This window comes from Luteipulveratus mongoliensis (assembly GCF_001190945.1).
In the GTDB taxonomy this organism is placed as follows: domain Bacteria; phylum Actinomycetota; class Actinomycetes; order Actinomycetales; family Dermatophilaceae; genus Luteipulveratus; species Luteipulveratus mongoliensis.
In genome coordinates this window covers 4,964,689-4,988,274 of sequence record NZ_CP011112.1, presented here as the reverse complement: position 1 = coordinate 4,988,274, position 23,586 = coordinate 4,964,689, and the positions used below count along the sequence as shown (strand labels likewise).

Sequence of the window (23,586 nt, the reverse complement as noted above, 5' to 3'; positions counted from 1 at the left end):
ACGGCTCACGACCCACCGTGGTGGCACCGCAGTGCGGTGGCACTTCTGGTGCGCTGGAAGACTTTCAGGCCGGGACGATCGTCTCCGGAGTGATCTCACCGATCGAGGTGACTCCCGTGAGGTTCATCTGCAGGTCCAGCTCGGCACGATACGTCTCGAGCACCTGCTGTACGCCGTCCGCACCGCCGAGCGCGAGTCCCCAGACCCAGGGGCGACCGATGCAGACGGCAGTCGCGCCGAGGGCGAGGGCCTTGAAAGCGTCTGCGGCACAACGGATTCCGCTGTCGAAGAGCACGGGTACCCGTCCTGCGACCACGTCGACCACACCAGGTAGCGCGGCCAGCGAGCCGATCGCGCCGTCGACCTGTCGGCCGCCGTGGTTGGAGACCACGATGCCATCGACGCCGTGCTCCAGCGCGAGCTCGGCGTCGTCCGGGTGCTGGATCCCCTTCACGAGGATCGGGAGGCTGGTGCGCTCGCGCAGCCACGCGAGGCGTTCCCAGGTGAGATCGAGCCGCGAGAACACGTCGAGGAACGTCTCGACAGCTGCCCGCGGCTCGGGGGAGCGAAGGTTGTCGAGGGTGCTTCCGGGGTAGGTGCGCGACAGCTTTGCCAGGGACCGGACAGCTCCCGGGCGAGGACGTGGCTGGTCGTCAGTTTCGTTGGTGGGATTGGCAACTCGCTCCTGCACGAGCCTCTGGAACACCGGGTCAGAGGTGTACTGAGCGATACCCATCCCACGTGCGAACGGCAGCCACGCGAGGTCAAGGTCCTCCACCCGCCAGCCGAGCAGCGTCGTGTCGAGCGTGACCACCAGAGCGGTGCACCCGGCGCGCTCGGCGCGACGGACGAGGCTCTCGACCAGCTCGTCGTCCTTGGACCAGTAGAGCTGGTACCACCGCTCCTGATCGCCGAGCTCGGCGCAGATGTCCTCCATGGGCTGTGACGCTTGCGTCGAGATGATGACGGGAACGCCGGCTGCGCGCGCGCCGCGAGCGAGCGCGAGATCTCCGTCGGGGTGCGCCATCTCGGACACTCCGATCGGCGCGGTCAGGAACGGCGAGTCGAGCCGCCGCCCGAAGAGTTCGATCGACTGGTCGCGCTGCTGCGTGTCGCGCATCATCCGCGGCACGATGCGCCACTGGTCGAACGCGTCGCGGTTGGCACTCATGGTGTCGCCGCGACCGGCGCCGGTGTGGATGTAGGAGCGCGCGGTCGGCGACATGGCGGCGTACGCCTTGGTCTCGAGCACATCCGGCGAGACGGGTACGGCCGGTCGGTAGCCGAAAACTCCACGGCGGTAGATCTGCGCCTGGATCCGACGTCCGATGCCTTCTGGTGCGCTCGCCTCAGTCATGGCCCCGAGGATCGCATACCCGCCAGTAGGTGCAGGGCTCAACCAGCGGTGGGTATGCGGCGGGCGAGGGCTGGGTCGGGGGAGCCAGCGCGCTCGGGGTGCAGGATCGCGGCGAGCGCCTCGACGCCGTCAGCCAGGCGCGGGCCGGGCCGGGCGAACGAGGCGTTGGCGTCGACGGCCCAGACGGGTACGCCGACGGGTAGTCGACGTGACTGCACCAGGTCCCGCGTGAGGGCTGCCGACTGCTCGAGTCCGTAGCCGCACGGCGCCACGACGACCACCTCAGGAGTGGACGCGCCGACGGTCCGCCAGTTGAGCGTCGTGGACTTCGCGCCGGCCGTACCGAGGACGCTGTTGCCGCCTGCGAGCTCGATCATCTCGGGCACCCAATGACCCGGCGCGAACGGCGGGTCGGTCCACTCGAGCAGCGCACACCGGACGCGCGGGGCGCCGGCGACCGATCGGCGTACGGTCTCGACCCGATCGCGCAGCGAGTCGGCGAGGTCGGCAGCGGACTCGACGTGGCCGGTCGCCTCGCCGATGTCCTCGATGGACCGCCAGACCTGTTCGAGGGTGTGCGGGTCGGTGGTGAGCACCTCGGCCGTGCAGCCGAGGTAGTCGAGGGCGTCGTGCACCTCCGAGACATCGACCGCGCACACGGCGCACAGGTCCTGGGTGACGACGAGGTCGGCGTCGAGAGTCGACAGCGCATCGCGGTCGAGGTGATAGATGTCCTCACCCGCGGCGAGCAGCCGGCGTACGGTCTCGTCGATCTGGGCGGGCGTCAGGCCTTCGGGGAGGGCTGACGTCGACACGATGCGCGCCTGCTCGCGAGCCTGCGGCGGGGAGTCGCACTCGAACGTCACGCCGACGACGTCCGGACCGGCACCGACGGCGTACAGGATTTCGGTGGCCGACGGCAGCAACGAGACGATGCGCATGTCAGTCGCTCAGCACGTCGGCTGAGGCTGCGGCGGGCGGCTCTTGGTCGGGATCGTCGGGAAGGACGAGCCGACGGCGATGTCGACACTGTTGTCGGTGCGACCGTCCTGCACCATCAGGGCGTCGGGTGCGAGCGGCTTGATGTATTTCACCGCGTTGGCCTCACCGGACGGCCCGAACCGGATCTCGCCGGCTCCGTCGATCCGCTTCCTGTAAGGGTCGTTGCCGACGACGCTGACATCGAAGTCGCGGGACTTCATCGCCAGCGACACGTCGTTGGCGCCGCCCTGCTTGGTGCCGGAGTTGTAGATGTTCAGCGCGAACTGGGCCTGAGGCAGTGTCGTCTGCGACGCGGTGGCGGTGCACGACGGCGTCGCGTCCTCCATGCCGGGCAGCCACTTCTGCCAGTAGCCGATCGCGTAGGCGAAGCCGGCGACGACCAGCACGGTGACGACCGAGATGACGGCTACCGAGCGGCGGTGACGACGTCGACGCGCACGGGCCAGCCCGGTCTCATAGCGGTGAGGAGGTTGGTTGGTCACAGGTCCAGCACCCTCGCATGCAGCACCGGCCGCTGCTGCAGAGCTGCACGCAGGGCCCGGTGCAGGCCGTCCTCGAGATAGAGATCGCCCTGCCACTGCACGACGTGGGCGAACAGGTCGCCATAGAACGTGGAGTCCTCCGACAGCACGATCGTCAGGTCGAGCGTCCGTTTGGTGGTGATCAGCTCATCCAGCCGAACCATCCGCGGCGCGACGGGGCTCCAGTCGCGGGGAGACTCCAGGCCGTGGTTCGGATAGGGTCGCCCGTCGCCCACAGCCTTGAAGATCACGCGCCGCAGTCTAGTTGGCGACTTTTGGCAGTTCATGGGGCGCCACGCGGCTCCATCCCGGAGTGCCGCGCCCTGAGCCAGATCGCGGGCTATCGTCTGCTGCGTGACTGACTCCAGCATCCTCGAAGCCATCAAGTCCGGTTATGCGTTCGAGGGTGGGGCCCTCGAGCTCGGCGCCGCTGTGGTGGACGGTCAGGCGCACGCCGACGTCCCCGTACGCCTTCCGTTGGCCATGATGAACCGCCACGGCCTGGTGGCCGGCGCGACCGGCACCGGTAAGACCAAGACGCTGCAGCTGATGGCTGAGCAGCTGGTCGGTCAGGGCGTCCCTGTCTTCCTCGCCGACATCAAGGGCGACCTGTCCGGCATGGCCTCCCCGGGAGAGGCCAACGACAAGGTGACCGCACGCGCAACGGAGGTCGGCCAGCAGTGGGCGGCGACGGCGTACGCCACCGAGTTCCTCTCCCTCGGCGGTCTCGGCAAGGGTGTGCCGATCCGGGCGACGGTGACGTCGTTCGGTCCGACGCTGCTGTCAAAGGTGTTGGGGCTCAACGACACTCAGGAGTCCAGCCTCGGTCTGGTCTTCCACTACGCCGACCAGCAGGGCCTCGCGTTGCTCGACCTCAAGGACCTGCGCGCGGTCATCCAGCACCTCACCTCCGATGAGGGCAAGGAGGACCTGAAGTCGCTCGGTGGTTTGTCCGCGGCGACGGCCGGCGTGATCCTGCGCAACCTGATCGGGTTCGCCGACCAGGGTGCTGACGTGTTCTTCGGCGAGCCGGAGTTCGACACGGCCGACCTGCTGCGTACGACGCCCGACGGCAAGGGTTACGTCACCTGCCTCGAGCTGCCGGCGGTCCAGGACCGGCCCGCGCTGTTCTCGACGTTCCTCATGTGGCTGCTGGCCGACCTGTTCCACGACCTGCCCGAGGTCGGCGACGTCGACAAGCCCAAGCTCGTCTTCTTCTTCGACGAGGCGCACCTGCTGTTCGACGACGCCTCCAAGGCGTTCCTCGACGCCATCGAGCAGACCGTCCGGCTGATCCGCTCCAAGGGAGTCGGTGTCTTCTTCGTCACGCAGACGCCGAAGGACGTGCCGTCTGGCGTGCTCGCCCAGCTCGGCAGCCGGGTGCAACACGCGCTGCGCGCCTTCACGCCGGACGATGCGAAGGCGCTCAAGGCGACCGTGCAGACGTTCCCCAAGAGCGGCTACGACCTGGAGAACCTGCTGACCCAGATCGGCACCGGTGAGGCGGTCGTGACCGTGCTGTCGGAGTCGGGCGCGCCCACTCCGGTCGCGTGGACGCGGATGATCGCACCCCAGTCACTGATGGCGCCGTCAACGGAGGCCACGGTCGACGGGCTCGTCAACGCCTCTCCGCTCAAGGCCAAGTACGCCGAGGCGCTGGACCGGGAGTCGGCGTACGAGAAGCTCAACGCCCGACTGACCGCGGCGCCCGCTGAGGGTGGTCCGGCGGCGCCTGCTCCCGCGGGCAAGGCGGCTGAGAAGCCCGCCAAGGAGGAGCCGGGGATGGTGGAGCAGGTCGTGAAGTCCAGCGCGTTCAAGTCCGCGCTGCGCTCCGCAGGCACCGTCATCGGGCGCGAGATCACCCGGAGCATCTTCGGGACCGCGCGGCGCCGCCGCTAACGGCATACTGCGCGCATGAGTGATCCGTACCAGTCGTCGTACGCCGGCTATTCCGCGCCCCGGGAGCACCCGCAAGGGTTGACCATCATCATTCTCGGCGCTTTGAGCTTCGTGATCGGCTGCCTGCCGCTCGGGATCCCCGCGTGGATCATGGGCAACAAGGCGCTCAAGGAGATCGACGCCTACCCGATCGGGACGTACTCCAACCGATCACTGGTCGTCGTCGGACGCATCCTCGGGATCATCTCGTCGATCATCACCGGGTTGCTGGTCCTGGTGCTCGTGACGTCGCTCGTCGTCGCCGCTGCTGGGTCGGGCAGCTAGCCCGCCGGCCGGCTTCAGCAGCCGGCCGGCTTCTTCGGCGTCGGCGTGGGAGTCGGCACCGCTTGCGCCTCGGGCACGAGGGCCGAGTAGTTGTTGCCGATCACGACATCGACCGTCGTGTCCGTGCGGCCGTCCTGCTGCAGCTTGGAGCCCTTCAGCTGCAGCGCGACGCGGCGGGCCTGCGGCTCACCGCGCTCGCCGTAGACGATCAGCGCGACGTCGCTCGGCAGGAAGCGGCCCTTGGGGTCGTTGTTGTTCTCGATGATCTCGAATCCGCGAGCCCGCATCGCCGCGGCGACCTGACCGGACAGCCCTGCTCGGTAGGTCGTGTTGAAGACGTTGATGCGGACGTCCTTGGCCGGCGGCGGCGGCACGGGGATGAGCCCGAACGCCTCGCCGATCACCAGGTCCACGGTCGGGTTGGTGCGGTCGTCCTGGGTCAGCACGGCGTTCTTGACCTGGGTCGCGAGCGTCAGCGCGATCTGGCGGCCGCCCTTGCCATAGCGGATCTCTGCGGCCTTGGGCACCGCATGGTCGTCCATCAGGCTCTGCGTCTTGGTGTCGAGGATGCGGAAGCCGCGCCAGCTCAGCTGCTTGGCCGTCTTGCCGGCCGCGCCGTTCTGCTCGCTGGCGTTGATCACGTTGACGTAGATCGACTTCGACGCGATCTTCATCGTCGGCTTGGGGATCACGGTGGGACAGCTCGGAGACGCTTTGGGCTCCTCGCCGCGTGCGTCGCCACCGCAGCCGGAGAGCGCGAGCACGCCGACAACCGATGCACCGGCGACGGCCATCACGAGGCCTCGTCGTGTATCCCCAGGCATGCCTTCAACCCCAGTACTGTCGCGTCCAGACGATCCAATTGTGACGGGTTTGTCACCAGAACCAGGCTCCCACGCCGTCACGATTCAAAGACGTCTGGCCGGTGTCGCGCGTTGTCGCGGGCCTTCGTCTCTTCTGACTGTGGCGGGCATCACCCCGCAGGAGCAGGCGGCGTCCCACATCGCGGTACGCCGGGCGCTCGGGAGACCGGGGGCAGTCGGCGTACGACGTGGTGGCCCGATTCGGAGACTGGCCACCTTCGCATGTACTGTGCTCGGCGGAGGATTCGCATAGTGGCCTAGTGCGCACGCTTGGAAAGCGTGTTGAGTGAAAGCTCTCAGGGGTTCGAATCCCCTATCCTCCGCCACAGCTGAGAGGGACCGGGTGCGCTGCTCCGGTCCCTTTCTCATGCTCACGCCCGGTCAGTTTCATCCGTACGCGGGTGCTGGCCTAGAGTGATGCCTCGGCCCCCCATGTGGCGGTACCTCTCCGAACTCCCCCAGGGCAGGAATGCAGCAAGGGTAGGAGAGCTCTTCCGGGTACGTGGGGGGTCCCTTATGCCTCCGGCCGGCGGTCCGCGGATGGCGCGTCGACCGTCTCCGCCCACACCTCGACGAGCTCGGAGACGAGCCCGTCGCGCACCGTGAGGAACGTCGCGACGTGGTGCTCCTCGTCGTCGTTGAAGACCGTGGATCGACCGGCCGCTCGATCGCCGTCGCCGACCGCGTCCTCGAGCACGAACCTCCACACCCCGGGGTAGTCCCGGTTGAGTGCGACGAAGCCCTCACCGTCGAACGTCTCGCCGGTGTGGACATAGCGTCCGCGGAAGTCCGGAGTCAGTAGGTCCTGCAGCCGCGCCCAGTCGCGGGCGTCGATCACCGCAGCCAGCTCGCGCATGGTTTCGGAAGCGTTCGTCATGGCCAGGACGCTCCCAGCGACCACCGACAAAGCGGTCGGTGTACGCCCACGCACGGTTCGGCGTACACCTCGCTTGCGCTCGTCCACACCGACCACCGCGAGCGACACCGGTCGCCGTTAGGGTCACCAGGGTGACGACCGCTCTCTACCGCCGGTATCGACCCGAGACGTACGCCGACGTCATCGGGCAGGAGCACGTGACCGAGCCGCTGATGCAGGCGCTGCGCACCGGCCGGGTCAACCACGCCTACCTCTTCAGCGGGCCGCGCGGCTGTGGCAAGACGACGAGCGCTCGCATCCTGGCGCGCTGCCTCAACTGCGAGCAGGGACCGACGCCGACCCCGTGCGGCGAGTGCCAGTCGTGCGTCGCGCTGGCTCGCGGCGGGTCCGGCACGGTGGACGTGATCGAGATCGACGCCGCCAGCCACGGTGGTGTCGACGACGCGCGTGATCTGCGCGAGCGGGCGTCGTACGGTCCGGCCCAGAGCCGCTACAAGATCTACATCATCGACGAGGCGCACATGGTGACGCCGCAGGGCTTCAACGCACTGCTCAAGATCGTCGAGGAGCCGCCGGAGCACGTGAAGTTCGTGTTCGCGACGACCGAGCCGGACAAGGTCATCGGCACCATCCGATCGCGTACGCATCACTACCCGTTCCGGCTCGTGCCGCCCGGGTTGCTGTCGGACTACATGCAAAAGCTCTGCGACGCCGAGGGGGTCACGGTCGAGCCGGGCGTGCTGTCGTTCGTGACACGAGCCGGCGGTGGCTCGGTGCGTGACTCGCTGTCGGTGCTCGACCAGCTCATCGCCGGTTCGGGCGACGAGGGCCTGACCTACGCCGGAGCGGCCGCCCTGCTCGGCTTCACTGACGGCGAGCTGCTGGACGCGACGGTCGACGCGCTCGCTGCCGGTGACTCGGCGTCGGCGTTCAAGCAGGTCGACAAGGTCATCGAGTCCGGGCACGACCCACGGCGATTCGTGGAGGACCTGCTCGAGCGGCTGCGCGACCTGATCATCGTGGCGGCCGTGCCGGACGGCGCCGCGCAGGTGCTGCGGTCGGTGCCTGAGGACCAGCTGGAGCGGATGCGTCAGCAGGCGTCGGCGTTCGGGTCCGGCGCGCTCTCGCGGGCTGCCGATGTCGTCAACACCGGCCTGACCGAGATGACCGGTGCGACCGGTCCACGGCTGCAGCTCGAGCTGATCTGCGCGCGGGTGCTGCTGCCGGGCGCAGCAGGCGAGCAGGGCTACGCCGCCCGCCTCGACCGACTCGAGCACCGCCTCGAGATGGGGCACCTGCCGACGGCCGGCGATGGCGTACGACCTCCGCCCTCTCCCGCGCCGGCACCTGCCGCGGAGCCCAGGCCGGCCACGCCGCCGCCGTCTGCGCCCGCTGCCGAGCCCGCGCCTGCTGAGCCCGCGGCTGCTGAGCCGGCTCCCGCTGGCTCTCCCGCGAAGCCTGACCGACAGGATCGGCACGCGAAGCCGGCCGGTGAGACGTCCCCGGAGCCGGCGAGTGCGCCGGCCGCCTCCACGGCACCCGCGCCCACGCCTGCCGCATCTGAGCCTGCGGCTCCCGCGGCGGGGGCCCGGGGCGGGATCGACACCGCTGCGATTCGACGGGAGTGGCCGCGCGTCCTGGAGAACGTCTCCAAGATCAAGCGCGTGACGTGGGCGCTGATCAGCCAGCACGCGCAGGTCCTCGACTACGACGGTGAGCGGCTGCTGCTCGGGACGAGCACGTCGGCGTTGGCCGAGACCTTCCGGCGCGGACAGCACCCCGATGTCGTCCGCCAGGCGCTCAACGAGGCCATCGGTGTCGACGCCCGGGTCGAGGCGCAGCCGCACGAAGGCGGCGCACCACCCGAGGTTCCGCCCACGCCTGCCGGGACGCCCGACGGAACCCCGGCGCCCGAGCCGGCGGCCGACGGTGGATGGCCGGCGGAGTCAGCACCAGAGCCTCCGGACGAGCCGCCGCCGCCGGAGTCGTCACGCGGATCCGCGCCGCGGGGCGACCGACCGCGCAACGCTGCCGAGTCGCCGCGCGCCGGCGGCTCGGGCACCGGCGCCGCCGGCCAGCAGTCCGGGCCGGACGCGGCGAGCCTGGGTGCGCCGGCCACTCCTCGCGGCGGTTGGGACGCGGCCCCTGGCGACAGCTGGGGTGCGCCGAGTGCACCGCCACCAGCGTGGGCGAGCGCGCCGGCTACGACGAACGAGACCCCGAGCACCTCGGCTCCGGCTGCACCCGGCGCGAACCGGTCGACGCCGAGCCCGCGACAACGAGCGATGGAGGCGGCCCGGGCCAGCTCGGCCAAGGCCGGCGCAGCCGAGCCCGCCGCGCCCGCGGCCGACGACAGCGCAGCCGACCGGGATGACGAGAACATCGAGGACTCGGGTGGGATCGGCGTACCCGTGATCCAGAGCGTCCTCGGCGGCACCGTCATCGACGAGCAGCAGGGCTGACCGAGCCAGAGCGGCTGGTCCGGATCGCAGCGCCCAGCGTGGACAGCATCAGCAGGCCGGTGATCCCGAACGCGATCGCGAATCCCGTGCCGCCCACGACCATCCCGAAGGCCGCCGCCCCGATACCCCAGCCCGCGTCGTAGGCGATGTTCCAGAGGGCAGTGACGCTGCGGTACTCCGCAGCGGAGGCCCGCTCCAGCATGATCGCCATGCTGCTGTTCTGAGTGCCGCCGAACCCCAGGCCCAGGACCGCCGCGCCGAGGAGTACGACGGCTGGCTGAGTCGTCAGGCCGAGCATCAGCAGTCCGGTGGCGCTGATGATCAGGCTGGGTACGAGCAGCCGCGCCGGCCCGTGCCGGTCACCGTGGCGTCCGGCCAGCCAACGTCCGAGCGTCGCGCCGACCGACATGACCAGCAGGGCGGCTGCTGCGACACCGCTGGCCGCTCCGAGCGCCAGCGGCAGGAACGCGACGACGATGCCGGCCGCCATGGTCGTCGACAAGAAGACGAGGGACGGACGCCACATCTCGGGACGCCGGACGGTTGCCAGCAGCCCAGAGGGCGGGCCATCGGTCGCGGTCACATCGCTGGGGACTCCGCGCAGCACGCTGAGTCCGGCCAGGGTCGCGCCGCCCGCGAGCAGGAAGACCGGTGCTGCGCCGTACTGCGCGACGAGCCAGATCCCGGCCGGCAGACCCGCGACGCCGGGCAGGCAGGCGATCGCTCCCGTGAGGCCAAGGGCCTCGCCGCGGCGGTCGGCCGGTGCGAGGAAGGCGATCAGTGTGCCCGCCGTGACCATCAGGACACCGAATCCGAGACCGCAGATCGTGCAGCCCAGCAGCAGTGCGCCCATGGTCGGTGAGCTCGTGACGAGCAGCGGTGCGAGGCCGAGGGCGGCCAGCGAGCCGCCGAGCACCCGACGGCTGGTGTAGCGGTTGAGCAGTCGCGGCGCGATCAGCTCGCCGGCCACCGTGGTGAGGAGGAGAACGCTGGTGGCCAGGCCGGCCCCGGACGTACCCGCTCCGATCGACGTGGCCTGAGACGGGATGGCGGCGACCAGCAGGTAGAACCCGCACAGGGCGCAGAAGTTGGCAGCGACCACGGCGAGCAGCGGCCGGGTCAGGATCGGCGAGCGGTGTGTCTGCGGGGGTGCGGTCGTGGTGGTCATGGAACTGACGTTAGAAGCAGACTGGTCCCACGCTAAGGGCCAATTGAACGTTCGAGAACAGGACCGATTCGAATACTGCAGGTGAAGGCCGGTCCTGGACGGTGGGCGTACGAGCACCGGCGCCCCACTATCGTTGTCCCGATGCTCTACCTCACCTCGCGGATGGTCGTCGCGCCTGCGCTGCGCGCGGTATTCCGTCCTACGGTCGAGGGGCGTGAAAACGTCCCGCGCACCGGCGCGGTGATCCTCGCGAGCAACCACCTGTCCTTCGTTGACAGCGTCGTGATCCCGATGGTCGCGCCGCGCCAGGTGCACTTCCTCGCCAAGTCGTCCTACTTCACGGGCACGGGCCTCAAGGGCGCGGCCCTGCGGATGTGGATGACGTCGATGGGCATGATCCCGGTCGAGCGTGACGACACCCGTGCGGCCGCCAACTCACTCGAGATCGCATTGCGAGTTCTCAACGAGGGCAAGGCTTTTGGGATCTATCCGGAGGGCACGCGCTCGCGTGACGGGCGGCTCTACCGGGGCCGCACCGGGGTGGCTCACCTCGCCCTCGAGACCGGGGCACCCGTCGTACCCGTGGGCATCGAAGGCACGCCTGACATCCAGCCGATCGGGTCCAACCGGCCTCGCGTCGCGCACGCGACGATCCGGTTCGGTGAGCCGCTCAGGTTCGTCGAGCGGTACGCCGGTGTGCCGGCTGGCAAGGCCCGTCGCCAGGTGACCGACGAGATCATGGACGCGATCCATGAGCTGACGGGCCAGGAGCGGGCGGGCACCTACAACGAGCACCCACCCGCCACCTGATCGTCCAGATCGATCAGCCCACCGCGTACGGCTTCGCGGCCAGCTGGCCGGCCGTGATGAACGCCGGCTTGTTCTTGGCCCAGAAGTCGTCCATGCAGGAGTACGCCGGGAAGAACCCTCCGCAGTCGCCGCCGTCTCCGCCGACCTCGAAGGTCACGCCCGGCACGCCGCGGTCGTAGTAGAGCCAGTCCTCAGTGCCGCCCGGCGCCAGGTAGCCGACCGTCTCTCCGGCGGTGCCGACCTGGTAGCCGTTCGAGGCGGCGTACTTGTCGCCGATCGCCTTCAGCTTGGCCTTGTCCGGCGAGGCGTCATTGGTGTGCCCCCACGGATAGATCACGTAGTTGCCGTAGGAGTGCAGCGTGATGAACGTGCCGGTCGTGTCCGGATCGGCCGGCGAGGTCCAGTCGTTGGCGCGCTTGTCGGCGTACAGCGTGCTGAAGAAGCCCTGGAGACCCTGCAGCTCGGGCTCGGAGGCAGCGGCCTTGCCCGAGAATGTCTCGTCGCACGGCCCGCCCTGGTCGGGGTTGTTCCACGACACGTCGGCGTTGCGGTTCAGGTCGATGCCCTGGTCCTCCTTGGAGCAGTCGGCCGTGTCGACGTCGTTGACGTTCTTGCGCTGCCAGAGCGGCTCGTCCGGGTTCGAGGCGACGACGTCGACGCCGTCCGGGTTGGCGATCGGGATGACCCACAGCTCGGTGGTGTCCATCAGCTTGGTGATGGCGTCGTCCTTGCCGTAGTCGCCGACCAGCGTGTCGATCCACTTCCAGGCGAGCTCGCCGGTCGCGAGCTCACGCGCATGGATCTGCGCCATCATCGTGAACTTCGGCTTGCCGTCGCTCTTGCCGTCGCAGTCGCCCTCGGCCTTCTTGGTGATGCAGATGGCCTTGATGTCGTGACCGCCGCGACCCTGCTGCTTCAGCCAGGACTGTCCGACGGTGGTCGCCGTGGCCAGGTCCGGATGGGCGGCCGCGACGTCGGCGACGTGCTGCTCGTGGGCGGCAACCGTGTGGTAGCCGCCGTAGTACGTGCCGTCCGCCAACGACGTACGCGCCTGTGGCTGCTGGGCGTACAGCGACGCGGTGTACGTGAGCCGATAACCGGCCGTACGCAGCCGGCCGGCCTGCTCGGGCGTCGCGACCACGACAGCCTGTCCCGGTCGGGAGCCCTCGGAGACGTCGGCTCCCTGCGCGATGAGCCCGGCCGAGGTGTGGGTCGCGTCCAGAGTGACGTCGTAGTACGAAGGGGTACGGCTGTCGGTGGGCCCTGCGGCTGGTGGCCCGGGCGTCGAGTCGGTCGGCTGGGCGGCGGCTGCTGTGGCAGCGCTCGCCACGAGGGCGCACGCGGCGAGGGTCGGGGCGAGGAGGCGGCGTCTGGTCATACGCCGAGCGTGACGCGGGTCGACGTACCCGAGCCATGCCAAGGTGCCATGCCGGTCGGCTGCGGGCGGTCGGGGCACTACGCTCGCAGGGTGTACGAAGGCGTGGTCCAAGACCTGATCGACGAGCTCGGCCGGCTACCCGGCATCGGGCCGAAGTCTGCGCAGCGCATCGCCTTCCACCTGCTCCAGGCCGACCCGGTCGACGTCCAGCGGCTGACCGAGGTGCTGACCGTCGTCCGCGAGAAGGTCCGTTTCTGTGACACCTGCTTCAACGTCGCCGAGTCCGAGCAGTGCAAGATCTGCCTCGATCCGCGCCGCGACCTCAGCCAGATCTGCGTGGTCGAGGACCCCAAGGACGTCATTGCGTTGGAGCGCACCCGCGAGTTCCGCGGTCGCTACCACGTGCTGGGCGGGGCGATCAGCCCGATCGACGGTGTCGGACCGGACGACCTGCGGATCACCGAGCTGATGCGGCGGCTGGCCGACGGTGAGGTCACCGAGATCATCCTTGCGACCAACCCCAATCTCACGGGCGAGGCCACCGCGTCCTACCTCGCTCGACTGCTCAAGACCCTAGGACTCAGAGTCACCCGGCTCGCCTCCGGACTGCCCGTCGGCGGCGACCTGGAGTACGCCGACGAGGTCACTCTCGGCCGCGCCTTCGAGGGACGGAGACTGCTCGATGCCTGACACCACCACCGAAACCCGCGCCGCCCCGGGTCCGCCGCCACACAGCGACCTGGCGCAGCTCGCGGTCGACACCGCCAACGACGCCCGTGACTTCACCGGCGCCATCCGCGACATCGCGGCGGGTGTGGCGACCGACGCCGCGATCCCGTTGCTGCTGCTGGTGATCAGCCAGCTGCAGGTCACGGGAGCCCGCCTCGGTGCGATCCAGGACGTACTCCCCGATGAGCGGTTCGAGCCCGACCCCGGCCCGGACAAGGACCACGACGCCCTGCGCGTCTCGCTGGCCAACGTCTTCGAAGGCATCGACGACTACGCCGACATCGTGGACCCGCTGACCTCCGTCGAGCTCGGCCGCGGCGCGCTCAGCGATGACCTGGCCGGCATCGTCGCGGCGCTCGACCACGGGCTGGCGCACTTCGACCGCGGTCGCCCGGTCGAGGCGATGTGGTGGTGGCAGTTCAGCTATCTGTCCGAGTGGGGCGTACGCGCCGCCGCCGTCCTCCGGGTCGTGCTGACGATCCTGTCCCACCTGCGCATGGACGCTGACGAGGACACCGTCGCCGACGCCGAGTTCGACGCGCTCCACCCCTGACGATCAACCTGACAGAACGCGTACGTCCGTGCCCGGAGTGTCGGGACGACCTTGGGGCCGATCCCGCTATATGGGCCGTCGGTCTCGCAATCCGGGCCGCCTCTAGACTGAGCACCTCCGTCTGACTCTTTCGTCCGGAGGCATGTGTAGTGAGCCTGGTAGTCCAGAAGTACGGCGGTTCGTCGTTGTCCGACGCCGACAGCATCAAGCGTGTCGCCCGCCGCATCGTCGACACCCGCAAGGCCGGCAACCGCGTCTGCGTGGTCGTCTCGGCGATGGGTGACACGACCGACGAGCTGCTCGACCTGGCCGATGCGGTCTCCCCAGCACCCCCCGAGCGTGAGCTCGACATGCTGCTCACCGCGGGCGAGCGGATGTCGATGGCTCTGGTCAGCATGGCGATCGCCAACCTCGGCGACTCAGCCCGCTCCTACACGGGTTCGCAGGCCGGCGTCATCACCGATGACAGCCACGGCAAGGCCCGCATCATCGACGTCACACCTGGCCGCATCCAGGCGGCGCTCGACAAGGGCCACATCGTCATCGTGGCCGGGTTCCAGGGCGTCAGCCAGAACACCAAGGAGATCACCACGCTCGGCCGTGGCGGCTCCGACACCACCGCCGTCGCGCTCGCCGCCGCCCTCAAGGCCGACGTGTGCGAGATCTACACCGATGTCGACGGCATCTTCACCGCGGACCCGCGCATCGTGCCGACGGCCCGCAAGATCGACCGCATCACCAATGAAGAGATGCAGGAGATGGCGGCCTCTGGGGCCAAGGTGCTGATGCTTCGCTGCGTCGAGTACGCCCGCCGCTTCAACCTGCCGATCCATGTGCGGTCGTCGTTCAGCCACCGCGAAGGAACGTGGGTCCTCGACCCCACTGAAGGAGAGACCGTGGAAGCCCCGATCATCGCCGGCGTCGCGCACGACCGCAGCGAGGCCAAGCTCACCGTCGTGGGCGTCAAGGACAGCCCCGGCCAGGCCGCCGAGATCTTCAACGCGGTCGCCGCGGCGGAGATCAACATCGACATGATCGTGCAGAACGTCTCGGCCGCCGACACCGGCAAGACCGACGTCTCCTTCACGCTGCCGAAGTCCGACGGGCAGACCGCGGTCAAGAAGCTCAAGGCGCTCAAGGAAAAGCTCGGCTACGACCACCTGCAGTACGACGACCAGGTCGGCAAGCTGTCCCTGATCGGTTCGGGCATGCGCAGCCACCCGGGTGTGAGCGCGACGCTGTTCCAGGCGCTGGCCGACGCTGGTATCAACATCGAGATGATCTCCAGCTCGGAGATCCGCGTCTCGGTCGTGACGCGCGATGACCAGCTGGACGATGCCGTACGCGCCGTGCACACCGCGTTCGGCCTCGACTCCAGCGATGGTGAGGCTGTGGTCTACGGGGGGTCTGGGCGATGAGCACGGGTCTCCACGTCGGCGTCGTCGGCGCGACGGGTCAGGTCGGCGGGGTTGTCCTGCGGCTCCTTGCCGAGCGCAATTTCCCGGTCGCGTCCCTGCGACTGTTCGCATCCGCCCGTTCAGCCGGGAAAACCCTTGAGTGGCAGGGCGATTCGGTTAGCATCGAGGATGCTTCGACGGCCGACCCTGCTGGGCTCGACATCGCGATCTTTTCCGCGGGCGGCGCGACCTCGAAGGCGCTGGCGCCGAAGTTCGCAGCTGCCGGCGTGACCGTGATCGACAACTCCTCGGCCTGGCGGCTCGACCCCGAGGTCCCCCTGGTGGTCTCGGAGGTCAACCCCGAGGCGATCAAGGACGCCAAGAAGGGCATCATCGCCAACCCCAACTGCACCACGATGGCCGCGATGCCCGCGCTCAAGGCGCTGGCCGACACCGCAGGTCTGCAGCGGCTGGTCATCTCGACCTATCAGGCGGTCTCCGGCTCCGGTCTCGCCGGCGTCGACGAGCTTGCCGGTCAGGTTCGCAAGGGCGCCGACACGATGGAGCAGCTGACCCACGACGGCTCCGCGGTCGACCTGGGCGAGCCCAACAAGTACGTCGCGCCCATCGCCTTCAATGTGCTGCCGATGGCCGGTTCGATCGTCGACGACGGACTCGGTGAGACGGACGAGGAGCAAAAGCTGCGCAACGAGTCGCGCAAGATCCTCGGCCTGCCAGACCTCCGAGTCTCGGGCACCTGCGTACGCGTCCCGGTCTTCACCGGCCACTCACTGTCGATCAACGCCGAGTTCGCGCAGGCCATCACGGCCGACGAGGCGCACGACGTGCTCGCCAAGGCGCCAGGCGTCGAACTCGCTGACGTACCAACGCCATTGGCGGCGGCCGGCCAGGACCCGTCGTACGTCGGCCGGATCCGGCAGGACCACTCGGTCGAGGACAACCGCGGCCTGGTGCTGTTCATCAGCAATGACAACCTGCGCAAGGGCGCAGCACTCAACACCGTTCAGATAGCCGAGGTGATCGCAGCCTCGCGCTGACTTCTTATGGCCACCAAGAAGCCCACGCTCGCCATCATTGGCGCCACCGGCGCGGTCGGATCCGTCGCGCTCAAGATGCTGTCCACCCGCGAGGACATCTGGGGGGATGTCCGAATCGTCGGTTCCGACAAGGAGATCGGTCAGACCCGCACCGCGCGCGGTGAGGAAGTGACGATCGAACCCCTCTCCGAGCAGCTGTTCGCCGACGTCGATGTGGCGCTCTTCGCACTGCCGGACGTGCTGTCCGAGACCTGGGCGCCCAAGGCGGTCGAGCAGGGCGCGGTGGTCATCGACTGCTCCGGCGCCTTCCGCCGCGACACCGATGTGCCGCTCGTGCTGGCCGAGGTCAACCCGGCCCAGACCAGCAAGCGACCGCGCGGCATCGTCTGCAGCCCCAACGGCACCACGGCGTCCGTACTCACCGCACTCTCCCCGCTGCACCAGGGCTGGGGACTGTCCGAGCTGGTCGTCACCACGTTCCAGGCCGTCTCGGGTGTCGGCTCGGCCGGCGTCCAGCGGTTGTACGACGAGGTGGGCGCCCTGGCGGGCAACCGTCGCGTCGGGCAGGTGCCCGGTGACGTACGACGAGCGGTGTCCGATCTCCCTGAGACGTCGCCCTTCCCCGGGCCGATCGCCTACAACGTGGTGCCGTTCGCGGGTCGGCTGATGGACGAGGGCTGGACGTCGGAGGAGATACGCCTGCGCGACGAGTCCCGCAAGGTGCTCGGACTCTCCAAGCTGAAGGTCTCGGCGACCTGTGTGCGGGTGCCGGTGGTGACGGCCCACTCGTTCTCCGTGCATGCGACGTTCGAGATGCCGATCAATGTGCGCGACGCGCGGCGGGCTTTGATCGAGGGCCCCAACTACGTTGTGGTGCTTGATGATCCGGCGTCCGGCGAGTGGCCCAACCCGGCCGATGTGGTGGGGTCCGACCCGACCTTCGTGGGGCGTATCCGGCAGTCCCCGGACTTCCCCAAGTCGCTCGACATGTTCGTCTGCAGCGACAACCTGCGCAAGGGTTCGGCCCTCAACATGGTGCAGGTCGCCGAGCTGGTGGCCGCCGAGCTCTGACCGGCGGCGGGCTTCGCCCCGACGTTCCCGACCGGCGGCTGAGTCGCCGCTCACTGGTCAGTTCGGCAGGGTCCGGTCCGAACGGGACCCTGCCGAACTGACCACTCGGTCGGCGCCGCGTTTCGTCGGTATCTGCTGCGCGGACCATGGAAGGTCCCGCGTCGATAGCCTGGCTCGATGTATCACTCAACCGCAGCAGCGCGGGCCTCGTCCGCGCTGCTCGCGATCCTGGTCGCCGTGCTGGCGACGGTCGGACTGGCCACTCCGGCCGGCGCAGCAGACAACTCCGGCACCAAGGCGGGACCGGCCGCCGTACCCAAAGTCCTGCGCGTCGGCACTGAGGGTGTCTACCCGCCGTTCAGCTTTCACGACCCGAACGACAAGGGGAAACTGACCGGGTACGACATCGAGGTCATGAACGCGGTCGGCAAGAAGCTCGGCGCCAAGATCGAGTACGTCGAGATCCCGTTCGACTCGATCTTTGCGGCGCTGACGGCCAAGCGCATCGACATGGTGGCCAACCAGGTCACCTTCACACCGGAGCGCAATGCGCTCTACGACCTGTCGGTGCCCTACGTCGACACGACGGTCGTCATCGTCACGCGTAAGAGCGAGAACTCCATCAAGTCCCTGAAGGACATCAAGGGCAAGAAGGCGGGCGAGAGCCTGACGAGCTCGTTCGGCGACCTGGCCAAGCAGAATGGCGCCAAGGTCACCGGCGTGGATGACCTGAGCCAGGCGATGTCCTTGCTGCGCGACGGTCGCGTGGACGTCGTGGTCAACGACAAGCTTGCTGTCAGGAGCTATCTCGCGACGACGAAGGACGACACGGTCAAGGTGTCCGGTGAGACTCCGGAGAAGACCAAGTCCGTCCTCGTGGCCCGCAAGGGCTCGGGCTACATCCAGGACGTCAACCAGGCCCTGGTCGACCTGACCGCGGACGGCACGATCAAGAAGACGTACGACAAGTACTTCACCGCGACGCCGAAGACGCCGAACAGCTGGGAGCTGATCAAGGACAACGCGTGGCCGATGCTCAAGGCGACGCTGAAGTTCACGATCCCGCTGACCGCCATCGGCTTCTGCGTCGGCTTGGTGATCGCGCTCTTCGTCGCGCTGGCGCGGATGTCCAGCAACCCGATCGCGAGTGGTGCGGCCCGGGTCTACATCTCGATCATCCGCGGTACGCCGTTGCTGGTGCAGCTCTTCATCATCTTCTTCGCGCTGCCAGAGCTCGGTTTCAAGATCAATGCGTTCCCCGCGGCCGCCATCGCGTTCAGCCTCAACGTCGGCGGTTATGCCGCCGAGATCATCAGATCGGCTATCCAGAGTCTGCCCAAGGGCCAGTGGGAGGCGGGATCGACGGTGGGCATGAACTACGCGACGACCTTGCGACGGATCATCCTGCCGCAGGCCGCGCGCACCGCCGTACCCCCCTTGTCCAACACGCTGATCTCGCTGGTCAAGGACACCGCACTGGCCTCGGTGATCACGGTGCCTGAGCTGTTGCGTTCGGCGCAGGTCGTCGCGGCACCGTCCGGGAAGTTCCTGGCGCTGTACGGCATGGCCGCCTTCTACTACTGGGTGATCTGCCTGGTCCTCTCCACCCTCCAGTCTCGAACTGAGACCCGACTGAACAGGTTCGTAGCCTCATGACAGATCTGGTGGCGGTTGAGAGCCTGGCCAAGGCGTTCGGTGACCATGTGGTGCTCCGGGACATCTCCTTCGATGTCGCCGAGGGGACGGTGACGACGATCATCGGGCCGTCCGGGTCCGGTAAGACGACGGTGCTGCGCTCACTCAACGCGCTGGAGATCCCGGACGCGGGCGTCGTCCGCATCGGCGACTGCACCGTCGACTTCTCCACGATCAAACCGGGCCATCGCGGCCGGTTGCCCAAGGCGGACCGGCAGCTGTTGGCGACCTACCGCGCCAAGAGCGGCATGGTCTTCCAGTCGCACAACCTGTTCCCGCACAAGACGACGATCGAGAACGTCACCGAGGGTCCCGTTGTGACACAAGGGATTTCGAAGGAGGAGGCCCGTACGGCTGCTGCCGCACTGCTCGAGCAGGTCGGCTTGTCGGAGCACGCCGACAAGTACCCGTACCAGCTCTCGGGTGGTCAGCAGCAGCGCGTGGGTATCGCTCGGGCGCTCGCGCTGAAGCCGAGTCTGGTGCTGTTCGACGAGCCGACGTCAGCACTCGACCCTGAGCTGGTCGGGGACGTGCTCGGGGTCATCAAGGACCTCGCAGCCGAGGGCTGGACGATGGTGATCGTGACGCACGAGGTGCGTTTTGCTCAGCAGGTCTCTAACCAGGTGCTGTTCGTGGACGGCGGCCTGATCGTGGAGCGCGGCGGGTCTGAAGTCATCACGGATCCTCAGGAGCCGCGGACCCAGACCTTCCTCAAGCGCATCCTCGAGCCCATCTAGAGCCCGCCGAGCAGGCCGAAGCCGACCTGGACAGCGATGTAGAGCCCGATCAGGGTGAAGAACCCGTCCGTTCCATGCTTGCGGTACTTCTGCTGCTCGGGGTCGCGAATCTTCTCTGTCCACGCGAACCACGCGACGCCCAGCCCGAGTGGGATCCCCATCATCCAGAACCAGTACCACCGGTTGCCGCGTCGGGGCGGATCGGCGACGACGATGATGATGAACGTGAAGATCGACAGAAGGCGGGCGGTGTTCGTCACCCACCGCATGGTCGTCACTGGTCGCGACTCCGCCCCCGAGTCGTGCTTGCGGAGCTCGGCGATCTCCGGTGAGTTCGACAACTTCTGGGTCCACTGGACCTGACCGTCACCGTTGTCCGACACGACGTACATGGGCACCGCGTCGCCGGGGCCGAGCTCCGTGGCGAGCGGCGTGTAGAGCTGCTCGGCAAGGTCTTCGCTCCACCAGCTGAGCTCGTGCAGGGACTTCGGTTGTTCGCTCGTGAGGCTGAAGTGGTGCGGTTCCACGAAGTCTGTGTTGTCGTACCGCGACTGCCGTGGACCGGCCCATGCCGCCATCGCGATGAACGCAGCGAACAGCGTCAGGATGATCACGCCGGACACGTGACGGCGACTCTTCCACCACTCCAGACGCGAGCGGACGTCGAGTCGTGCCATGGGCCGCGCGAGCGCAGGTGTTGACATGTGACCTCCCCAGATCCTGACCGAAGAGTGGCAGGCGCAGAGGTCGTACGGCAAGCCTCAGGCGGACACGGCGCTCGACGTGTCGACGCGCTCGTGCAGGAGCTCAAGGGCGCGGACGACGGCCGGGTTGGAGGCGACGGCGGCTCGCACGGCGACGTAGACGTACCGCACGGGGGTCGGCTCGGTGATCGGCACGATCGCCACGCCAGGCTGCGACCCGACGCCGAGCTCGGGGAGCACGGTGATGCCGATGCCGGCCGCGACGAACGACAGCGCGGTCGGGTAGTCGTGCGTCTCGATCCGGAAGTCGGGAGCGAGCCCCACCTTGGCGCACGCGTCGATGAACACCTGGCGGCACGGCCCACGGTTGAAGTCGTTGTCGACCCAGTGGTCGTCGGCGAGCTCGGTCAGGCTCACATGACTCCTGCTGGCGAGCGGGTGATCGATGGGAAGCGCTGCTACATAAGGGTCTTCGAGCAAGCAGTGCATGACGTAGCCGTCACGCTCGGGCGCGTCCGACGGTCGTGCGACGAAGATGTCGAGGTCGGGATGGCTGTGCTCGTCGCCGCGCAGCTCGGCCAGTCGCAGGTCAAGGCGCAGATCCGGGAACTCCTGGATGAGCACGGACACGATCGGTGGGATCCACGCCGACCCGGCGGAGGCGAAGTACGAGATCGACAGGCTCCCTGCGCGTCCCGCCCGCAGGTCACTGACGAGACCCTCGACGCCGGACAACGACTCGAGCACCCGTCCGGCCTCGGCCGCGAGAGTGTGACCGGCCGCGGTCGGCTCGATGCCGCGGCCCTTCCGCTCGACCAGCCGCAGGCCGGTCTCCCGCTGGAGCGTCGTGAGCTGTTGGCTGACCGCGGATGGCGTGTAGCCGAGTGTGGTGGCCGCGGCTCCGACCGAACCACTGGCGACGACGGCTCGCAGGACACGAAGGCGGTGCACATCAAGCATGCTCCGATCGTACAGAGCCTCTTAACGGTCAGCGTCATCCATTCACGGTGTCAGGACTCACGGGCACAGCGTCTGCGACTCGCCATGTGAGCCACCGGTCTGCGCGCGTACGCACCCGGGTGCGACACCGTCGTACGTCGTGCTGCCGAAGTTGGCGGTCATCGTGAGCGCGGGGCCGAAGGAGGTCTGCTGCACGCTGCCGTCCTTGGTCAGTCGGCGGAAGTCGGTCATGGGTTCGGTGCCGGCGGCCTTCTGGATCTGGGCGAAGAACTTCTGCAGCTGCGCGATCTGGGTGCCGTGCTCCTTGATGGCCGCTCGGTCGAGCACGAGGTTGAGCGGGGTGTTGTACAGCATGGCGAGGAGGATTCGGGACTTCTGCTGTGCCGGCAGCTTGTACAGCGACAGCTCCCATCGGTCCACGCTGACCACGGAGTCGTGCAGGACGGTCTCGTACAGCGGCACGCGGTAGCGCGGTTCGAACATCGCGCGCGCGACGTTCGCGGGGAGGGTGGCGGGCTTGAAGAAGAACCCGGGGCGGTCGGCGGGCCAGTACGCGCCCCATGCCTCCTTGTTGCGCTCGGCGGGCCACAGCCCCGGCGCGACGGGCGTGCTGGAGCCGTGACTGAAGGCCAGAACCTGGTTCGCCCAGCCACCCGCCGTCTCGGAGCCCAGCACGAGGTGCTTGTCCCGTGAGAGCCCTTGCATGCGGGCCAGGCGGTTGGTGCGGTCACCCGCCTTGGTCATCCGGTGGGTCGGGCTGAAGTCCTGGAACAGTTCGCCGGTCGCATCGACGTCGAGGAAATAGCTGGTCGCGCCATTCTTGATCACCGAACGGGTGCGGTTCTCGAGGTGATGCTTGGTGGGCTCGGCGTTGCGCATCGCCTGAGAGCTGAGGTAGCAGCCCCGGCCGCCGAATCCTTCCACCGGCTTCCCCTTGGCGTCGTGTACGCACGCTGCGGGCCACACACCGTCCGCCCAGGCCGACGCGGGTGAGTCAGCTGTGGCCGGGTCCTGAGCGTTGCTCCAGCTGTCATACGGCCCGACGAGATAGCCCGAGTCATGAGCCGTACGAACGGTATCCGTCGACATGACCGAGCCCCCGGCGTCGTACCCAAGCCACATCCGTGAGATCCCCAACCGGCGTAGGTCCTGAACCGCCGCCGTCGTACGCCCATCACCCCAGGCGTACGCGTGCAGTGCGCCGACCAGCCGACCGACCTCCGGGTTTGCGCGGATCTTGTCCTTGAGGCTGCCCAGCTGGTGCCGAGCGGACAGCCAGCGGCGGTAGTCCTTGGCGGCGGCGACCGGAGCACCGTCAGTGAGTGAGAACGCGACGGTGTAGGTGCTGGTGTCCTCCGACCGCCTGAAGTCGTGGCTCGCACGAGTCTGCAGACGGCCCTTCTCGGAGACGAACCCCAGGTTGGTGCCGATGTCGGTGGGAACGATGTAGCTGACGCCGTGCTGGCCCATCGACTGACCCCAGAACGGCATGCTGAGGTCGTTCAGGTTGGTGCCTTCGGGGTTCGTGAGGCCTGCTGTCGATGAGTTCCAGAACGGGTCGCTGAGGGGTACGCCGATGCCCTCGCCCCGCGGGAGCTGCAGCTCGGTGGCCGCGCGGTCGGTTCCAGTCACCGGCCAGGTGAGGGTGCTGTCCGAGTCGGCGCGGATGTCGAGCACGAGACGACCTTCACGTGCGGACGCGGTGACGGTGAGGTGCCGGTCGGGATACGCCCAGGTCGCGCCGCCACGTGCTCTCGACACTCGACCGGGCTTACCGAGTCGCTCAGTCGCCCTGCCGGACAAGGTGATTCGCTGACCGTCTCGACTGGTCGCCCACACCTCGAGCGTCGCCGGATTGATGTGCGCTGTGCCGCCGTTGATAGGGATCGCGATCCCGCTCGGTCGGGCAGCCGGCGCGGCCAAGGCGGCTCCAGGTGCCGCGATGCTGATGGCTAGACCGGCGACGAGTGCCGCGCGACCCGGTCGGGGGAGCTGAGTCAACGTGTTCATGCCGTGACCCT

General features: G+C 68.3%; 22 protein-coding genes, 1 tRNA gene and 1 other RNA gene. 13 read left to right on the top strand and 11 right to left on the bottom strand.

Annotation, left to right across the window (positions count from 1 at the left end):
- Positions 1 to 64: 64 nt before the first annotated feature.
- From VV02_RS23790 to VV02_RS23775, 4 genes are read right to left on the bottom strand one after another with little or no spacing between them, the layout of a single operon-like run.
- Complete coding sequence (locus VV02_RS23790; protein ID WP_052595689.1) at positions 65 to 1,357, bottom strand: alpha-hydroxy-acid oxidizing protein; 1,293 nt, start codon at positions 1,355 to 1,357, stop codon at positions 65 to 67.
- Between the two features lie 38 nt (positions 1,358 to 1,395).
- Complete coding sequence (locus VV02_RS23785; RefSeq protein ID WP_052595687.1) at positions 1,396 to 2,298, bottom strand: cobalamin-binding protein; 903 nt, start codon at positions 2,296 to 2,298, stop codon at positions 1,396 to 1,398.
- A gap of 9 nt (positions 2,299 to 2,307) precedes the next feature.
- Positions 2,308 to 2,841, bottom strand: a complete 534-nt coding sequence (locus tag VV02_RS23780) for a LytR C-terminal domain-containing protein (RefSeq protein WP_052595685.1) — start codon at positions 2,839 to 2,841, stop codon at positions 2,308 to 2,310.
- Positions 2,838 to 3,131, bottom strand: coding sequence for a type II toxin-antitoxin system VapB family antitoxin (locus VV02_RS23775; RefSeq protein ID WP_052595683.1), 294 nt, complete (start codon positions 3,129 to 3,131; stop codon positions 2,838 to 2,840). Before VV02_RS23775 ends, VV02_RS23780 begins: the two co-directional genes overlap by 4 nt.
- A gap of 103 nt (positions 3,132 to 3,234) precedes the next feature.
- On the opposite strand from VV02_RS23775, the gene VV02_RS23770 reads away from it, so the two are divergent.
- Together VV02_RS23770 and VV02_RS23765 are read left to right on the top strand one after the other, a co-directional pair.
- The gene (locus VV02_RS23770; RefSeq protein WP_052595681.1) at positions 3,235 to 4,779 is read left to right on the top strand and encodes a helicase HerA-like domain-containing protein; all 1,545 of its coding nucleotides are present in this window, start codon (positions 3,235 to 3,237) and stop codon (positions 4,777 to 4,779) included.
- 15 nt (positions 4,780 to 4,794) lie between these two features.
- Entirely contained in the window at positions 4,795 to 5,103 is a 309-nt protein-coding gene (locus tag VV02_RS23765; RefSeq protein WP_052595679.1) for a hypothetical protein, read from the top strand.
- A gap of 14 nt (positions 5,104 to 5,117) precedes the next feature.
- On the opposite strand, the gene VV02_RS23760 is transcribed toward VV02_RS23765, so the two are convergent.
- Positions 5,118 to 5,927, bottom strand: a complete 810-nt coding sequence (locus VV02_RS23760) for a LytR C-terminal domain-containing protein (protein ID WP_083450394.1) — start codon at positions 5,925 to 5,927, stop codon at positions 5,118 to 5,120.
- Positions 5,928 to 6,204: 277 nt separating this feature from the next.
- Here VV02_RS23760 and VV02_RS23755 point away from each other — a divergent pair.
- Both VV02_RS23755 and ffs read left to right on the top strand, forming a co-directional pair.
- Positions 6,205 to 6,292 (top strand) — tRNA-Ser (locus VV02_RS23755).
- A gap of 95 nt (positions 6,293 to 6,387) precedes the next feature.
- Positions 6,388 to 6,484: signal recognition particle sRNA small type (gene ffs / locus VV02_RS26185), an RNA gene on the top strand.
- Here the strand turns inward: ffs and VV02_RS23750 are convergent.
- Positions 6,481 to 6,843: a nuclear transport factor 2 family protein gene (locus tag VV02_RS23750; RefSeq protein WP_157063520.1), complete on the bottom strand. Its 363-nt coding sequence runs from the start codon at positions 6,841 to 6,843 to the stop codon at positions 6,481 to 6,483. The genes ffs and VV02_RS23750 overlap by 4 nt on opposite strands.
- A gap of 131 nt (positions 6,844 to 6,974) precedes the next feature.
- Here VV02_RS23750 and VV02_RS23745 point away from each other — a divergent pair, with 131 nt between their 5' ends.
- Complete coding sequence (locus VV02_RS23745) at positions 6,975 to 9,305, top strand: DNA polymerase III subunit gamma and tau (RefSeq protein WP_052595673.1); 2,331 nt, start codon at positions 6,975 to 6,977, stop codon at positions 9,303 to 9,305.
- Here VV02_RS23745 and VV02_RS23740 read toward each other — a convergent pair.
- Positions 9,283 to 10,473 carry an MFS transporter gene (locus VV02_RS23740; protein WP_052595671.1) on the bottom strand — a complete coding sequence of 397 codons (1,191 nt, stop codon included), beginning with the start codon at positions 10,471 to 10,473 and terminating at the stop codon, positions 9,283 to 9,285. The two genes, VV02_RS23745 and VV02_RS23740, sit on opposite strands and share 23 nt — an antisense overlap.
- A 141-nt stretch (positions 10,474 to 10,614) precedes the next feature.
- Between VV02_RS23740 and VV02_RS23735 the strand changes: the two genes are divergently transcribed.
- Positions 10,615 to 11,283, top strand: a complete 669-nt coding sequence (locus VV02_RS23735; RefSeq protein ID WP_052595669.1) for a lysophospholipid acyltransferase family protein — start codon at positions 10,615 to 10,617, stop codon at positions 11,281 to 11,283.
- Between the two features lie 13 nt (positions 11,284 to 11,296).
- Here VV02_RS23735 and VV02_RS23730 read toward each other — a convergent pair whose 3' ends face one another.
- Complete coding sequence (locus tag VV02_RS23730; RefSeq protein WP_052597504.1) at positions 11,297 to 12,661, bottom strand: M14 family zinc carboxypeptidase; 1,365 nt, start codon at positions 12,659 to 12,661, stop codon at positions 11,297 to 11,299.
- Between the two features lie 90 nt (positions 12,662 to 12,751).
- Here VV02_RS23730 and recR point away from each other — a divergent pair, with 90 nt between their 5' ends.
- The 7 genes from recR to VV02_RS23695 all read left to right on the top strand — a co-directional run bounded on the left by recR (position 12,752) and on the right by VV02_RS23695 (position 19,901).
- The gene (gene recR / locus VV02_RS23725; protein WP_052597502.1) at positions 12,752 to 13,351 is read left to right on the top strand and encodes a recombination mediator RecR; all 600 of its coding nucleotides are present in this window, start codon (positions 12,752 to 12,754) and stop codon (positions 13,349 to 13,351) included.
- Positions 13,344 to 13,943 carry a DUF5063 domain-containing protein gene (locus VV02_RS23720; protein WP_052595667.1) on the top strand — a complete coding sequence of 200 codons (600 nt, stop codon included), beginning with the start codon at positions 13,344 to 13,346 and terminating at the stop codon, positions 13,941 to 13,943. The genes recR and VV02_RS23720 overlap by 8 nt, the downstream gene beginning before the upstream one ends.
- A gap of 149 nt (positions 13,944 to 14,092) precedes the next feature.
- Positions 14,093 to 15,361 (top strand): aspartate kinase, encoded by a 1,269-nt coding sequence (locus tag VV02_RS23715; RefSeq protein WP_052595665.1) that lies wholly within the window; start codon positions 14,093 to 14,095, stop codon positions 15,359 to 15,361.
- Positions 15,358 to 16,398, top strand: a complete 1,041-nt coding sequence (locus VV02_RS23710) for an aspartate-semialdehyde dehydrogenase (protein WP_052595663.1) — start codon at positions 15,358 to 15,360, stop codon at positions 16,396 to 16,398. Before VV02_RS23715 ends, VV02_RS23710 begins: the two co-directional genes overlap by 4 nt.
- Before the next feature lie 6 nt (positions 16,399 to 16,404).
- On the top strand, positions 16,405 to 17,469 hold the full coding sequence (locus VV02_RS23705; protein ID WP_052595661.1) for an aspartate-semialdehyde dehydrogenase: 1,065 nt from the start codon (positions 16,405 to 16,407) through the stop codon (positions 17,467 to 17,469).
- Positions 17,470 to 17,646: 177 nt separating this feature from the next.
- The gene (locus VV02_RS27415) at positions 17,647 to 19,125 is read left to right on the top strand and encodes an ABC transporter permease subunit (RefSeq protein ID WP_083450393.1); all 1,479 of its coding nucleotides are present in this window, start codon (positions 17,647 to 17,649) and stop codon (positions 19,123 to 19,125) included.
- Complete coding sequence (locus VV02_RS23695) at positions 19,122 to 19,901, top strand: amino acid ABC transporter ATP-binding protein (RefSeq protein WP_052595659.1); 780 nt, start codon at positions 19,122 to 19,124, stop codon at positions 19,899 to 19,901. Before VV02_RS27415 ends, VV02_RS23695 begins: the two co-directional genes overlap by 4 nt.
- On the opposite strand, the gene VV02_RS23690 is transcribed toward VV02_RS23695, so the two are convergent.
- From VV02_RS23690 to VV02_RS23680, 3 genes are read right to left on the bottom strand one after another with little or no spacing between them, the layout of a single operon-like run.
- Positions 19,898 to 20,605, bottom strand: a complete 708-nt coding sequence (locus VV02_RS23690) for a hypothetical protein (RefSeq protein WP_157063519.1) — start codon at positions 20,603 to 20,605, stop codon at positions 19,898 to 19,900. The genes VV02_RS23695 and VV02_RS23690 overlap by 4 nt on opposite strands.
- Before the next feature lie 57 nt (positions 20,606 to 20,662).
- Positions 20,663 to 21,565 (bottom strand): LysR family transcriptional regulator, encoded by a 903-nt coding sequence (locus tag VV02_RS23685; RefSeq protein ID WP_052595654.1) that lies wholly within the window; start codon positions 21,563 to 21,565, stop codon positions 20,663 to 20,665.
- Between the two features lie 57 nt (positions 21,566 to 21,622).
- A complete protein-coding gene (locus tag VV02_RS23680) occupies positions 21,623 to 23,575 on the bottom strand; it encodes a glycoside hydrolase (protein WP_052597498.1) in 1,953 nt (650 codons plus the stop codon).
- Positions 23,576 to 23,586 lie beyond the last annotated feature (11 nt).

Bases quoted from the DNA above. Each gene is read 5' to 3' on its own strand.
- VV02_RS23765 (WP_052595679.1), top strand. From the start codon at position 4,795: ATGAGTGATCCGTACCAGTCGTCGTACGCCGGCTATTCCGCGCCCCGG.
- VV02_RS23680 (WP_052597498.1), bottom strand. From the start codon at position 23,575: ATGAACACGTTGACTCAGCTCCCCCGACCGGGTCGCGCGGCACTCGTC.
- VV02_RS23760 (WP_083450394.1), bottom strand. From the start codon at position 5,927: ATGCCTGGGGATACACGACGAGGCCTCGTGATGGCCGTCGCCGGTGCA.
- VV02_RS23720 (WP_052595667.1), top strand. From the start codon at position 13,344: ATGCCTGACACCACCACCGAAACCCGCGCCGCCCCGGGTCCGCCGCCA.
- VV02_RS23695 (WP_052595659.1), top strand. From the start codon at position 19,122: ATGACAGATCTGGTGGCGGTTGAGAGCCTGGCCAAGGCGTTCGGTGAC.
- VV02_RS23790 (WP_052595689.1), bottom strand. From the start codon at position 1,357: ATGACTGAGGCGAGCGCACCAGAAGGCATCGGACGTCGGATCCAGGCG.
- VV02_RS23785 (WP_052595687.1), bottom strand. From the start codon at position 2,298: ATGCGCATCGTCTCGTTGCTGCCGTCGGCCACCGAAATCCTGTACGCC.
- VV02_RS23740 (WP_052595671.1), bottom strand. From the start codon at position 10,473: ATGACCACCACGACCGCACCCCCGCAGACACACCGCTCGCCGATCCTG.
- VV02_RS23750 (WP_157063520.1), bottom strand. From the start codon at position 6,843: ATGACGAACGCTTCCGAAACCATGCGCGAGCTGGCTGCGGTGATCGAC.
- VV02_RS23705 (WP_052595661.1), top strand. From the start codon at position 16,405: ATGGCCACCAAGAAGCCCACGCTCGCCATCATTGGCGCCACCGGCGCG.
- VV02_RS23730 (WP_052597504.1), bottom strand. From the start codon at position 12,661: ATGACCAGACGCCGCCTCCTCGCCCCGACCCTCGCCGCGTGCGCCCTC.
- VV02_RS23710 (WP_052595663.1), top strand. From the start codon at position 15,358: ATGAGCACGGGTCTCCACGTCGGCGTCGTCGGCGCGACGGGTCAGGTC.
- VV02_RS23735 (WP_052595669.1), top strand. From the start codon at position 10,615: ATGCTCTACCTCACCTCGCGGATGGTCGTCGCGCCTGCGCTGCGCGCG.
- VV02_RS23685 (WP_052595654.1), bottom strand. From the start codon at position 21,565: ATGCTTGATGTGCACCGCCTTCGTGTCCTGCGAGCCGTCGTCGCCAGT.
- VV02_RS23690 (WP_157063519.1), bottom strand. From the start codon at position 20,605: ATGTCAACACCTGCGCTCGCGCGGCCCATGGCACGACTCGACGTCCGC.
- VV02_RS27415 (WP_083450393.1), top strand. From the start codon at position 17,647: ATGTATCACTCAACCGCAGCAGCGCGGGCCTCGTCCGCGCTGCTCGCG.